Source organism: Nocardioides sp., from assembly GCF_016462705.1.
Taxonomy (GTDB): Bacteria; Actinomycetota; Actinomycetes; order Propionibacteriales; family Nocardioidaceae; genus Nocardioides.
The window spans coordinates 1-12,201 of sequence record NZ_JAEMSS010000129.1; the positions used below are offsets into that span (position 1 = coordinate 1).

The 12,201-nt window shown below is 72.3% G+C and carries 13 protein-coding genes; 4 read left to right on the top strand and 9 right to left on the bottom strand.

From position 1 onward, the window contains the following. Positions 1-97: 97 nt before the first annotated feature. Positions 98-1,093 carry an AraC family transcriptional regulator gene (locus JHD21_RS15500; protein WP_292677027.1) on the bottom strand — a complete coding sequence of 332 codons (996 nt, stop codon included), beginning with the start codon at positions 1,091-1,093 and terminating at the stop codon, positions 98-100. A 302-nt stretch (positions 1,094-1,395) separates the two neighbouring features. Here JHD21_RS15500 and JHD21_RS15505 point away from each other — a divergent pair, with 302 nt between their 5' ends. Then, the gene (locus JHD21_RS15505) at positions 1,396-2,439 is read left to right on the top strand and encodes a 1-aminocyclopropane-1-carboxylate deaminase (RefSeq protein ID WP_292677029.1); all 1,044 of its coding nucleotides are present in this window, start codon (positions 1,396-1,398) and stop codon (positions 2,437-2,439) included. A gap of 9 nt (positions 2,440-2,448) precedes the next feature. Here the strand turns inward: JHD21_RS15505 and JHD21_RS15510 are convergent, their stop codons facing one another. From JHD21_RS15510 to JHD21_RS15525, 4 genes are all read right to left on the bottom strand, one after another. Continuing rightward, positions 2,449-3,189 (bottom strand): hypothetical protein, encoded by a 741-nt coding sequence (locus JHD21_RS15510; protein ID WP_292677031.1) that lies wholly within the window; start codon positions 3,187-3,189, stop codon positions 2,449-2,451. Positions 3,190-3,272: 83 nt separating this feature from the next. Further along, the gene (locus JHD21_RS15515; protein WP_292677033.1) at positions 3,273-4,226 is read right to left on the bottom strand and encodes an oxidoreductase; all 954 of its coding nucleotides are present in this window, start codon (positions 4,224-4,226) and stop codon (positions 3,273-3,275) included. Continuing rightward, on the bottom strand, positions 4,223-5,038 hold the full coding sequence (locus tag JHD21_RS15520; RefSeq protein WP_292677035.1) for a maleylpyruvate isomerase family mycothiol-dependent enzyme: 816 nt from the start codon (positions 5,036-5,038) through the stop codon (positions 4,223-4,225). Before JHD21_RS15520 ends, JHD21_RS15515 begins: the two co-directional genes overlap by 4 nt. Positions 5,039-5,071: 33 nt before the next feature. Further along, complete coding sequence (locus JHD21_RS15525) at positions 5,072-5,674, bottom strand: LysE/ArgO family amino acid transporter (protein WP_292677037.1); 603 nt, start codon at positions 5,672-5,674, stop codon at positions 5,072-5,074. An 83-nt stretch (positions 5,675-5,757) separates the two neighbouring features. Between JHD21_RS15525 and JHD21_RS15530 the strand changes: the two genes are divergently transcribed. Then, entirely contained in the window at positions 5,758-6,633 is an 876-nt protein-coding gene (locus tag JHD21_RS15530; protein WP_292677039.1) for a LysR family transcriptional regulator ArgP, read from the top strand. A gap of 106 nt (positions 6,634-6,739) precedes the next feature. Here the strand turns inward: JHD21_RS15530 and JHD21_RS15535 are convergent, their stop codons facing one another. Next, positions 6,740-8,638 (bottom strand): acyl-CoA dehydrogenase, encoded by a 1,899-nt coding sequence (locus tag JHD21_RS15535; protein ID WP_292677041.1) that lies wholly within the window; start codon positions 8,636-8,638, stop codon positions 6,740-6,742. A 215-nt stretch (positions 8,639-8,853) separates the two neighbouring features. Here JHD21_RS15535 and JHD21_RS15540 point away from each other — a divergent pair, with 215 nt between their 5' ends. Further along, complete coding sequence (locus JHD21_RS15540) at positions 8,854-9,312, top strand: Rrf2 family transcriptional regulator (protein WP_292677043.1); 459 nt, start codon at positions 8,854-8,856, stop codon at positions 9,310-9,312. Between the two features lie 229 nt (positions 9,313-9,541). Here the strand turns inward: JHD21_RS15540 and JHD21_RS15545 are convergent, their stop codons facing one another. After that, on the bottom strand, positions 9,542-10,441 hold the full coding sequence (locus tag JHD21_RS15545; RefSeq protein WP_292677045.1) for a hypothetical protein: 900 nt from the start codon (positions 10,439-10,441) through the stop codon (positions 9,542-9,544). Between the two features lie 118 nt (positions 10,442-10,559). On the opposite strand from JHD21_RS15545, the gene JHD21_RS15550 reads away from it, so the two are divergent. After that, positions 10,560-11,009: a nuclear transport factor 2 family protein gene (locus tag JHD21_RS15550; protein ID WP_292677047.1), complete on the top strand. Its 450-nt coding sequence runs from the start codon at positions 10,560-10,562 to the stop codon at positions 11,007-11,009. A 48-nt stretch (positions 11,010-11,057) separates the two neighbouring features. On the opposite strand, the gene JHD21_RS15555 is transcribed toward JHD21_RS15550, so the two are convergent. Together JHD21_RS15555 and JHD21_RS15560 are read right to left on the bottom strand one after the other, a co-directional pair. Continuing rightward, positions 11,058-11,426: a hypothetical protein gene (locus JHD21_RS15555; RefSeq protein WP_292677049.1), complete on the bottom strand. Its 369-nt coding sequence runs from the start codon at positions 11,424-11,426 to the stop codon at positions 11,058-11,060. A 54-nt stretch (positions 11,427-11,480) separates the two neighbouring features. Further along, positions 11,481-12,143 (bottom strand): DUF2461 domain-containing protein, encoded by a 663-nt coding sequence (locus tag JHD21_RS15560; protein WP_292677051.1) that lies wholly within the window; start codon positions 12,141-12,143, stop codon positions 11,481-11,483. Between the last annotated feature and the right edge of the window lie 58 nt (positions 12,144-12,201).

The following is a 12,201-nucleotide window of genomic DNA, read 5'->3' on the forward strand; positions in this document are numbered from 1 at the left end:
GGGCGGAAGCGGGCGGTCACCTCGCCGCCGTCGCCGTGGTAGACCGGGGCTGGGTAGGACATGGGTCGATCATGGGGCATGTCGCCCGGCCCGTGCATCAGGCCAGCGGCGGGCGGCGCAGGGTGGCGGCGGGCGACTCGCCGTACGCCTGGCGGTAGAGCGCGGCGAACCGGCCGAGGTGCGCGAAGCCGTAGCGCTGGGCCAGCGCGCGGACGGTGGTCGTGGCCGGAGTGGCGTCGACCAGCGCCACCCGGACCCGCCGCAGCCGGGCCTGCCGGACGTAGTCCATCGGGGACATGTCGACGTCCCGCCGGAAGCGCGCCTGGAGGGCGCGGACGCTCAGGTGCACCTCGCGGGCGAGCCGGACCGTCGACCAGGCGTCCGTGGGGTTGGCCTCGATGAGCTGGATGGCGCGTCCCACGGCGGTGCGGGGGCCCACGGAGGCCGCCCGGTCCAGGAGGTCGCGGTAGTTGTGGTCGTGACCCAGCAGGAGCGCGTCGAGGACCACTCCCTCGAGCCGCCGCGCCGCGGCCGGGTGCCGGGTGAGCGCGGTGGGCCGGCGCAGCTCCTCGACCAGCAGCCTGAGGATCGGCTCCCAGGACTTGCCCAGCGGGGTCCTCAGGTCGAGCTCGAAGGCCAGCTCCAGCGGGTCCGTGAGCGTCTGGCCGAGGAGGTGCTCGAGCTCGGCCTCGAGGGTCCCGGGGGACAGCATGATGACCAGGCCGACACAGTCCTCGGACACCGACACGTGCCCCGTCGCGCCGACGGGGAAGACCGCGGCCGAACCGACGTCGATGACCCTCGGCTCGCCCGTCCCGCTGCTCATCTCGGCACGTCCGCGCAGGACGAAGACGATGTAGACGTCCTGGGTCTCGTCGGTGTGCAGCACGAGGCGGCGGCCGTAGGACACCTGGCCGACCGTGAGGGCACCGATCCGGGCCGTCACCAGCTCCAGGTCCACCGTGGCGACGCCGTGCGGCAGGTCGAGACGGTGCGGCAGGTAGACCTGCGCGACGAGGGCCTCGGCGTCGGCCGGGAGCGAGGCCCGGCGCGCCTCGTTGCCGGGGGAGGGGGGTTCCGTCGAGCCGGCCATGCCCAGGTCTCCTCACTGCGCGCCGGCCTCGCGCGGGGGTCACGGGGCAGGTCGTGCGGCTGGTCCCAAGGTAGCCCTGCGGAGCCCTGCTGTCCGTCGCGCGTCGTGACCTGTCCAGAACACGCCACGATGCGGCTGTCGCCACATCGAAGCCGCGCGACCAGGAAACCTTGCTGGAGCGCGCCGTCTCAGACGAGCGCGCCAGTTGGCGACGAACCCCCCCGACTCGTCGACTGAACGGGGACCGCCTCCCACGGGCGGTCCCCGTGTCGTCGTCCGGGGCGGCTGCGCTTGAATGCGCCATGGCCCTCTCCGACTTCCCCCGGCACCCGCTGACGTTCGGGCCCAGCCCCGTGCACCCGTTGGCCCGCCTCAGCGCCCACCTGGGCGGCGCCCAGGTCTGGGCCAAGCGCGACGACTGCAACGCCGGGCTCGCCTACGGTGGCAACAAGACCCGCAAGCTCGAGTACCTCGTGCCCGACGCGCTCGCGCAGGGCGCCGACACCCTCGTGTCCATCGGCGGCTACCAGTCCAACCACACCCGGCAGGTCGCCGCGGTGGCCGCGCACCTCGGGATGGACTGCGTGCTCGTGCAGGAGAACTGGGTCCCGGACTGGACCGACCCGCTGAGCACGCAGGTCGGCAACATCATGCTGAGCCGGGTCATGGGCGCCGAGGTGCGACTGGACCCGGCGGGCTTCGACATCGGGTTCCGCGACTCCTGGCGCCAGGCGCTCGCGGACGTCGAGGCGCGCGGCGGCACGCCCTACGGCATCCCCGCGGGTGCCTCCGACCACCCCCTCGGCGGTCTCGGGTTCGCCGGCTGGGCGTACGAGGTCGCGGAGCAGGAGCGCGAGCTCGGTGTCTTCTTCGACACGATCGTGGTCTGTACCGTCACCGGCTCCACGCACGCGGGCATGATCGCGGGGTTCGCCGCCCTCGAGGAGGCCGGCGGCCGGCCGCGCCGGGTCCTCGGCATCGACGCGTCGGCGACCCTGGACAAGACCCGGGACCAGGTCTCCCGGATCGCGCGGAGCACCGCCGAGCTGATCGGCGTCGGCCGGGACCTCCGCGACGACGAGATCACCGTGCTCGAGGGCTGGGCCGGCGACGTCTACGGCGTACCCGTGCAGTCGACCCTCGACGCGATCCGGCTCACCGGCCAGCTCGAGGGGGTGATCCTCGACCCCGTCTACGAGGGGAAGTCGATGGCCGGCCTCATCGACCTGGTGCGCAACGGTGACATCGGTCCCGGCTCGACGGTGCTCTACGCCCACCTCGGCGGCCAGCCGGCGATCAACGCGTACGCCGGCCTGTTCGGCACGACCGAGCGGGTGGCCGAGTGAGGTCGCGTCCTACTGCCCGTCCGCCTGCCCGTCCTTCTGCCCGTCCACGGGACCGCTCTCGTCGCGCCGGTGTTCCGCCGCCCGCGCCCGGCGGAGCTCGTCCTGCTTGCGCCGCCGATTGATCTCCGCCCTGGCCAGGACGTAGGCGAGGACGACCGGCCAGACGTACTTCACCTTGTCGAGCAGCCAGCGGACCCAGTCAGGGACGCGCAGGTCCGGCGGGCCGGGCAGGTCGGGCCACGGCACGCTCGGCAGGTCGGGCCACGGGATCTCCGGGAGGTCCGGGAGGTCCGGGAGGTCCGGGAGCGGGAGGTCGGGCCAGTCGATGCTCACGGCGAACCTGACGACCAGCAGGCCGAGCACCAGCGGGACGACCACCGTGGCCACGCCGCCGGCGGTGGCGAGCACCGCGTAGCGGCCCGGGTGCTCCCGGACCTTGGCCTCGTACGCCGCCGCGGCGGAGCCCTCCGCCGGGACCAGGTCCACGCCACCGACGCCGGCCAGTGCCTGGGCGTCCTCGTCCGGCCCGAACCAGGTGGCCCGGCGCGGCCTGCCCAGCGTCGAGAACCGCACCACGACGGTGCCGAGCTCGGCGCCGTCCAGGGCGACCTTCTCGTCCCACGACTTCTTCTCGCCGGCCTCCGCGCCGTCGACGAGCCAGCGGACCTGGTGGGTCGACGAGCCCGACGCCTCGACCCGGTGGGCGCGGCCCTGGTGGTCCAGGGTCCAGACCTGGGTGCCGTCGCTCACCCCGGCAACGCTAGGGACGGCGGCGCCCGCGGGCATCGGCCCGCGGTCGGTCCGGGCCAGACTTTGGTCGGGCCCGGCGTGGCTCAGGGACAGGTGACGCCGGTTGTCCGCTCGCTGAGCTCCCACAGCGCCCGCTGGGCGACCGCGTCCCGCGAGAGCCGGGTCGACGTGGTGACCTGCGGTGTGCCGCCCAGCTCGCCCAGACCGCCCGGGCCGACGCACGTGGCGCCGGGGAGATCGGCGGTCGCGGCCATCAGCGTCGGCCAGGCGCCCGCGGCCGCGGACTGCGAGACCGCCTTGATGGCCGCGTCCAGGATCGAGGCGACCCCGCCCGACGAGCGACCGTACTGGCCGTTGGCCGCCAGGTGCGTGCCGGCGAAGCCGGGGTGCGCGGCGAGCGCCTTGACCGGCAGCCCGGCCTCCCGGGCCCGCCGGTCGAGCTCGTAGGTGAAGAGCAGGTTGGCGAGCTTGGACTCGGCGTAGGCGACCCACCGGCGGTAGCGCCGCGGCGGCACAGTCGGGTCGCCGACCGGGGCGGACCTCGCCATCCGGTGATAGATCGAGGAGACGGTCACCACCGTCGCGTCACCGCTGTCGAGCAGCTGGGGGAGGAGCAGACCGGTCAGCAGGAACGGCCCGAAGTGGTTGGTCGCGAGCTGCAGCTCGAGCCCGTCGGCGGTGCGCTGGTGCGGCGTCCCCATCACGCCGGCGTTGTTGACGAGCACGTCCAGGGCGCCGTACGCCGCCGCCTCGGCGGCCGCGCGGCGCACCGAGCCCAGGTCGGAGAGGTCGACGACCAGCTGCTCGAGCTCCGCGGCGGGGACCTCGGCGCGGATGCTGGCGGCGGTCTCGGCGAGCCGGGCCGCGGTGCGCCCCGCGAGCACCACCCTGGCGCCGCGGCGGGCCAGCTCCAGCGCGGTGTGGTGGCCCAGCCCCCCGACCGTCGTCCCCGTGACCAGGATGGTCCGGCCGGTCTGGTCGGGGATCCGGTCGAGCGACCAGGCCTGGGTCCCGGCGTCGCTCCCGGGATCGGTCACGGTGTGGTGGCGAGCGAGGCGAGCACCCGGTCCCCGAGCTCGCGGTCGCCCTCGACGACCACGGCACCGGGCTCGGCGGCGCAGCGGCCGCCGGCCAGCCGGATGAAGCTCTCCCGGTCCATCTGGAGCGTGACGGTCGGGTCGGCCGGTGGCTCGGGCAGCCGCTCACCGCGGCGGGCGTCGTTGACCGTGAACGCGAACGGTGCGCTGCCCGCCATGTCGAGGACCAGGGTCGTGCCCGTGGGGGCGCCGACCTTCTTGACCAGGACGAACCCGAGCGACTCGGCGAGGTACTCCGCGGTGTGCCGGGCCGGGACGCTGTCCATCCCGCCGGGGCGGCCGACCGCCCTCCGGACGTCCTGCTCGTGCATCCAGATGTCGAGCGGACGGTTGCGCAGCAGGGTCCGCCAGCTCCACGGCACCCCGCCGAAGATCTGCGCGGGCTGGGCCGAGCCGTCCGTGGGCGGGTCCGCGAGCAGGGCCGCGTGCCGGGCCGTCGCCGCGGCCCGGATCTCGGCGATGATCGCCTCGGGGCTCGCGTCGCGCCGGTTGGCCACGCCGATCTCGGTGTAGAGCCCCATGAAGCCGGTGACGTGCGGCGGCTCCCCGACATCGGCGGTCTCCTCCGGCCCACCGGCGAGGATGCCCTCGAGGTGGGCGGTGTGGCTGGCGACCGCGCGCACGTCCCACCCGGGCAGGTCGGTCGGGGTGCCCCACTGCTCCTCGGGCACCGACGCGAGCAGGTCGAGGAAGTCGTTGACGGCCTGCCACCAGACCTCGACGTAGCCGGCCAGCTCCTCGCGATCGTCCACGGCGACGACCCTAGTGGGGGGACCCGGGCAGGGTCAGCCCAGCGCCAGCAGCACGGCGATGCCGAGCATCGTCAGCCCGATCAGCACGTCCAGGACCTGCCAGGCGCGGGGGAGCGCGAGCAGCGGCGAGAGCAGCCGGGCCCCGAAGCCCAGCCCGGAGAACCACAGCACCGACGCCAGGCCCGCGCCGGCGGCGAACCACCACCGGCCGTCGGTGCCGTGGGTGTTGGCGATCGACCCCAGCAGCAGCACCGTGTCCAGGTAGACGTGCGGGTTGAGCCAGGTCAGGGCGGTCGCGGTCAGCACGGCCGCGCGCAGGGACAGCGAGTCCGGAGCGCCCGCCGCCAAGCCACCGCTGTGCCGCGCCGCGAGGAGCGACCGCACGCCGTACGCCGTCAGGAACGCGACCCCGAGCCAGCGGATCGCGTCGACCACCCACCCGGCCTGCTCGACGATCGTGCCGATCCCGGCGACCCCGGCGACGATCAGGACCAGGTCGGACAGGGCGCAGATCGCCACCACCGGGGCGACGTGCTCGCGCGCGAGGCCCTGGCGCAGCACGAACGCGTTCTGCGCGCCGATGGCGACGATCAGGGTCAGGCCGGTCAGCAGGCCGGCGGAGGCGGAGTCAAGCACGTGGCCACGCTAGGCACGTGCCGTCCATTAGGCCAACGCATGTTTCTCACGATCCATTAGCGGGGCTTCACTAGCCTGTGGTCGTGCAGTTCAACGCAGCAGGCGTCGAGGCACTCGTCGCCATCGCCGACCACGGCACCTTCGACGCGGCGGCGGGCGCCCTGCACGTCACGCCGAGCGCGGTGAGCCAGCGGATCCGCGCCCTGGAGCGCGAGGCGGGGCAGGTCCTGGTGAGCCGGGGGTCGCCGTGCGTGCCGACCGAGGCGGGCACCGCCCTCGTCCGGCTCGGCCGGCAGCTACGGCTGCTCGACGAGGAAGCCCGGTCCACGCTCGCGGCCCAGCAGGGGCGGGTCGAGGTGACGGTGGCCGTCAACGCGGACTCCCTGGCCACGTGGTTCCGCGACGTCCTTGCGGAGGTCGCCCGGCGCGAGGACCTCGTCCTCCGGCTGATCGTCGAGGACCAGGCCTACTCCGCACAGATGCTGCGGAGCGGGGAGGCCCTGGGCGCGGTGACCAGCGACCCGCACGCCGTGCAGGGCTGTCGCTCGGAGCACCTCGGGTTCCTGCGCTACCGGCCGGCGGCGGTCCCCGAGCTCGCGGAGCGCTGGCGCTCCGGCCGGGGTGTCGACTGGCAGCGGATGCCCGTCGTGGTGTTCAACGCCAAGGACGCGCTCCAGCACGACCTCCTCCGGGCCCGCGGGGTCACCGATCCCGAGGTCGTCCACCTGGTCCCGACCAGCGCCGACTTCCTCGAGGCGGTGCGGCTCGGGCTCGGCTGGGGCATGCTCCCGGAGCCGCAGCTCCGCCCGGAGCTGGACGCGGGGACGCTCGTCACCCTGGGCGGCCGGACCCACCACGACGTGCACCTGCACTGGCAGCGCTGGCGGATCGACTCGGCCGCGCTGGCGACGCTCACCGACGTCGTACGCCGCATATCGGCCCGGCACCTGCGGCGCTGACCACGCGCCGCCTGGGAGGCGCCGGACATGACACTGGCCCGCCCGTTGTGCACGAGCGGGCCAGCGTGGCCTGGGCGGTCAGCGGGTGACCGTCAGGTCGTGCGGGTCAGAAGGCCGCCTCGTCGAGGTCCATCACCGACAGGTCGGTCGCCTCGGCGATCGCCCGCTCGGCGCTGATCCTCGGCAGGTTGTGCTGCGCGAAGAACTGCGCCGCCGCGACCTTGCCCTCGTAGAACGCCTTGTCCTTCGCGCCCAGCGCGGCGGGGTCGCCGCCGAGCTTCTCGAGCGCGACCTCGGCCTGGCGCAGCAGCAGCCAGGCGCAGACCACGTCGCCGAGGGCCATCAGCAGCCGGGTGGTGTTGAGCCCGACCTTGTAGATGTTGCGGATCTCGCCGGACTCCGAGGACGGGTCCGCCGACATCAGGTCGTTGATCATGTGACCGACGATCGCGTTGGCGTCCACCAGCGCCGTGGCGAGCAGCTCGCGCTCGACCTTGAGCCGGCCGTTGCCGGCCTCGCTGGCGATGAAGGTCTCGATCTCCTTGGCCAGGTGGCCCAGCGCCCGGCCCTGGTCCTTGACGATCTTGCGGAAGAAGAAGTCCTGACCCTGGATCGCGGTGGTGCCCTCGTAGAGGGTGTCGATCTTGGCGTCGCGGACGTACTGCTCGATCGGGTACTCCTGCAGGAAGCCGGAGCCACCGAAGGTCTGCAGCGACTCGGTGCCGAGCAGCACCCACGAGCGCTCCGAGCCGTAGCCCTTGACGATCGGGAGCAGCAGGTCGTTGACCGCCATGGCGAGCTTGACCTCGTCGGTGTCGGTCGTGCCCTCGTGCTCGGCGACCTGCACCTTGTCCTGCCAGGACGCGGTGTAGAGCACGAGCGAGCGCATCGCCTCGGCGAACGACTTCTGCACCATCAGCGAGCGCCGCACGTCCGGGTGGTGGGTGATCGTCACCCGGGGGGCCGTCTTGTCGCCCGACTGGGTGAGGTCGGCACCCTGGATGCGGGTCTTGGCGTAGTCCAGCGCGTTGAGGTAACCGGCCGAGAGCGTCGCGATGGCCTTGGTGCCGACCATCATCCGGGCGTTCTCGATCACCTGGAACATCTGGGCGATGCCGTTGTGGACCTCACCGAGCAGCCAGCCCTTCGCGGGCTCGCCGCCGCCCACGCCCGGGTCGCCGAAGGTGACCTCGCAGGTGTTGGAGACCTTGATGCCCATCTTGTGCTCGACGTTGGTGACGTAGGCGCCGTTGCGCTCGCCGGTCAGCTCGCCGGTCTGGTGGTCGAAGTGGTACTTCGGGACGATGAAGAGCGAGAGCCCCTTGGTGCCCGGGCCGCCGACGCCCTCCACACCGACCGGGCGGGCCAGCACCATGTGGATGATGTTCTCCTGCAGGTCGCTCTCACCCGAGGTGATGAACCGCTTGACGCCCTCGATGTTCCACGAGCCGTCCTCGTTGGCGGTGGCCTTGGCGCGGCCGGCGCCGACGTCGGAGCCCGCGTCGGGCTCGGTCAGCACCATGGTGGTGCCCCACTCGCGCTCGACGATCAGCTGCGCGATCCGGGTGTCCCGCTCGTTGCCGTTGCGCTCGATGACGCCGGCGAACGCCGGGCCGCAGCCGTACATCCAGATGGGGGCGTTGGCGCCGAGCACCATCTCGGCGATCGCCCAGTTGAGGGTGGAGGGGGCGTAGGTGCCGCCGAGCTCCTCCTTGATCTGGAGGCGCCAGTACTCGGCGTCCATCCAGGCCCGGTAGCTCTTCTTGAACGACTCGGGCAACGGCGCCGTGCTCGTCTCCGGGTCGAAGACCGGCGGGTTGCGGTCGCTGTCCTCGTAGGACGCCGCGAGGTCCTCACGGGCGAGCCGGTCGACCTCGGCCAGGATCGAGCGCGCGGTCTCGCTGTCGATCTCGGCGAACGGTCCGGTGCCGAGCACCTCGTCGCGGCCGAGCACCTCGAACAGGTTGAACTCGATGTCGCGCAGGTTGGTCTTGTAGTGGCTCACGGGACGTGCCCCTCCGTCGGGTTCCTCTGGGTTACCAGCGGGTTCTACTACTCAGTAACTTCCAGCGTAGGTGCCGGGTTACGGCCTTGCAACCCGAACCGCTCGGCTGGTGAGGCACGTCTCCCGGCTGGCCCGGGTCGCCACGGCCCGCCGCCGGCCGCGCGAACACGTAGTAAGTGACGAATGTGGATCGACTCGTCTGACACACTCGCCCCATGCGGGTGTCTGCCAAGTCCGACTACGCGTTGCGGGCGCTGATCGAGATGGCCTCGCGGGTCGACGGCCGACCGGTCAGCGCCGAGGAGCTCGGCCGGCTCCAGGAGATCCCCCACGGCTTTCTCCAGGCGATCCTGGCCGACCTCCGCCGGGCCGGCATCGTGATGTCGCAGCGAGGCCAGTCCGGCGGCTGGCGGATGGGCCGGCCCGCCGACGACGTGTCGGTCGCGGACGTGATCCGGGCCGTGGACGGCCCCCTGGTCTCCGTCTACGGCCTGCGGCCCGAGGCGGTGTCCTACAACGAGACCGCCGAGGTCCTCCAGCACGTGTGGATCGCGGCCCGCCACTCCCTGCGCGACGTGTTCGAGCACGTGTCCATCCAGCAGCTCGCCGACGGCAAGCTCCCCAAGGCGGTCACCACCCGCACTGCCGACGAGGACGCCTGGCAGCCGCACTGACTCTCTACCCGCGCGAGCTTCGGCCGGCACCCACGACGGACGCTCGCTCCGCTTCGCGGAGCTCCGCCGTCCATCGTGGCCGCCGGGCCGATCGCGCGGCGCGCGAGCTCCGCTCGCTATCGCTCGCCTCGCTCGCTGGCGCTCGCTGGCTCGCACGTTTCGACCGTTCCACGGCGCGCGTGCTCGCTCGAAGGCAAGTGCTTCGCTTGCGTAGCCTCCCGAGTTTCGGTCAGCCGACGCGGGCTAGTTTGCGCTTGAGGGACAGGCGCTTGCGCTCGAGCTTGGTGTTTCGCTGCTCGAGCTCGGCGGCGCGGGTGCGGAGTCGGACCACCTCGGCCACCGTCTCGGTCAGGGCGTCCGCGACGGTGGCCAGCTGGAGCTGGGCGTCGGGATGGTCGATGCGTGCCGCGGGCGCGAGTGTCGTGAGGTCGCCGCGCGCGTCGTAGCCGTGGTCGGCCACGAGCTTGGCCCATTCGTCGGGGACCGAGGCGAGGTCGTCGTACGTCGCGAGGTCGGCGGCTGACTCGGCCAGCAGCCGGAGCGCGGCCGGGTCGGTGGCGGGCACCGGCGTCGCGGGGAGCTCGAGCGAGCGGGTGTCGACGCCGATGACCGATCCCAGTGCGTGCCAGGCGTGCGTCGGACGGTCAGGGTCCATGGCGAGGACGTGCACACGGTCCGGGCTGCGTACCGCGGCGGACCAGCGGTCGAGCACCTCGGCGAGGTCGTACTCGTCGCGGAAGAGGGCGACCCGCGGGTCGGGCGGCCCGACGGTGACGACGACGTGCACGGCGCAGCCCGGCAGCTGGTCGACCAGGAGCGCGATCTCGTCGGACGTGCAGCCCGCCAGCAGGGGGTGGCTGAACACGACGGTGTCCTTGTTCTTGAGGGCCCGGCGGCAGAGCGCAGCCCACGACCCCTCGACGTCCTTGCGACGCAGTCCCCAGGCCCGGTGCTCACGCCGGATCTCGACAGCCGCGTTGAACATCTCCATCTCCGAGCGGGCCGGCAGCCGCACGCTGCGGCCGTGCTCGTCCGACAGCGTTCCGACGTGCCGCCGCAGCCCGGCGTCGAGCAGCTCGCCGCCGCTGCGGGGGAGTCCGATGTGCAGGAAGGCCTTCTGCTTCGCCATGGCTCCAGAGTCCCGGCGGCCGGCGACGCGACGGTGAAATCGACGTGACCCCCAGAGGTCCAGGTCGGGTGACGTGGAGCACTAGAACGTGTTCCAGTTCCGCCCTAGGATGCCGCTCATGATCACCTCCGACGCCATCACCTGGAACGCCTCGATGGAGGAGCACCCGGCCCGTTCGGCCTCCCAGCGGTCCTACTCGGCGGTGGCCAAGGGCGACCTGGCCGAGTGGCTCACGGTCTACGCCGAGGACGCCGTCCTCGAGGACCCGGTCGGCCCGTCGATGTTCGACCCCGAGGGCAAGGGCCACCACGGCCACGACGGGATCTCGGCGTTCTGGAAGCTGGCCATCGAGCCGATCGAGAAGTTCGAGTTCACCATCAACGAGTCGTTCGCCAACGGCAACACCTGCGCCAACCTGGGTCGGATCAAGACCTCGTTCCCCGACGGCAGCTACACGGTCACCGACCTGATCATGGTCTACGTGGTGAACGACGACGGGACGGTCGCGTCGATGAAGGCCTACTGGGAGCCGGAGCGCACGATGGCGTCGTTCACCGCAGCGTCCTGACGGGCCGCTGCCGGCGACCTGTTCCACGAGCGGCGGGCAGGTCCCCGCTCAGTCCAGGAGCCACCTGATCGCGTCCATGCCCCACGGCGAGACGTAGGCGATGACCCCGGCCAACGACAGCGCCATGGCGGCGGCGTTGACGGCGCGAGCTGCGCCGGTGCTGCGCGAGAGCCTCGCGCCGCTGAACGCCGCGACCCCGAACGCGACCAGCGGCAGGGAGAAGACGCTCATCAGCCCCGGCCAGTAGAAGGGGTCCCAGGTGCTGTCGACCGGCGGGATGTGGTCGTCGGTGAGGTACGCGGCCAGGACGCCGATGAGGAAGGCCAGGTCCGCCACCACGATGTAGCCCAGCCGCCACAGGCCGGGACCGAGCTCTCCGACCGAGCCGCGCGAGGGTGCCACCCACAGTGCGGTCATGACCCGGATGGTGCCAGAGTCCGCGCGCCGGGACGACGGACCCGAAACCCACACTCAGATCCCGGAGTGTGCGACGACCCACTCGACGAGCGGCCGGTAGCCACGCCAGTCCTTGCGGACCAGGTCGAGCAGCTCCGGCGTGGAGATCTCGGGCCCGAACCCCAGGTCGCGTCCGACGGTGAGTGTCTTGTGGCGCAGCAGCTCGATCCGTGAATGGTCGCCGTCGTAGCCGCGCGGGCTGGTCTTGAGTCTCTCGCCGCCGACGGTGACGCCGGACCTCTCGAGCCTGGCCACGATCTTCTCGAGCTCCGGACCCGTCCGGTCGTGGGCGACGGCGTCCCGGAACGCCGAGAGCCGCTCGCCGCTCGCCTCGTAGAAACCGGCGCCCGTCCGTACTCCGGCGGCCGACACCTGGACGTAGAAGCCGGTCGACGGCGCCACCGCGACGTACGCGCCCTGGTGGGTCTTGTAGGGCGTCTTGTCCTTGGCGAACCGCACGTCCCGGTAGGGCCGGAAGATCTTGGCGGTCTGCCCGTCCGGCGCGAACTCGGGCGTCAGTGCCGCCATCAGCGCCTGCATCGGCGCCTTCACGGCCTCGTCGTAGACGTGCTTGTGCTGGGCCCAGAAGGACTTGGTGTTGTCCATCTCGAGGTCGTCGTAGAAGTCGAGGGCGGCGACGGGGAAGCCGTGGAAGTCAGAGGGGGTGCTGGTGACCAAGAGCGGATGACGAGATTCGAACTCGCGACATCGACCTTGGGAAGGTCGCGCTCTACCA

Bases quoted from the DNA above. Each gene is read 5' to 3' on its own strand.
- JHD21_RS15500 (WP_292677027.1), bottom strand. From the start codon at position 1,093: ATGGCCGGCTCGACGGAACCCCCCTCCCCCGGCAACGAGGCGCGCCGG.
- JHD21_RS15505 (WP_292677029.1), top strand. From the start codon at position 1,396: ATGGCCCTCTCCGACTTCCCCCGGCACCCGCTGACGTTCGGGCCCAGC.
- JHD21_RS15540 (WP_292677043.1), top strand. From the start codon at position 8,854: ATGCGGGTGTCTGCCAAGTCCGACTACGCGTTGCGGGCGCTGATCGAG.
- JHD21_RS15545 (WP_292677045.1), bottom strand. From the start codon at position 10,441: ATGGCGAAGCAGAAGGCCTTCCTGCACATCGGACTCCCCCGCAGCGGC.
- JHD21_RS15550 (WP_292677047.1), top strand. From the start codon at position 10,560: ATGATCACCTCCGACGCCATCACCTGGAACGCCTCGATGGAGGAGCAC.
- JHD21_RS15555 (WP_292677049.1), bottom strand. From the start codon at position 11,426: ATGACCGCACTGTGGGTGGCACCCTCGCGCGGCTCGGTCGGAGAGCTC.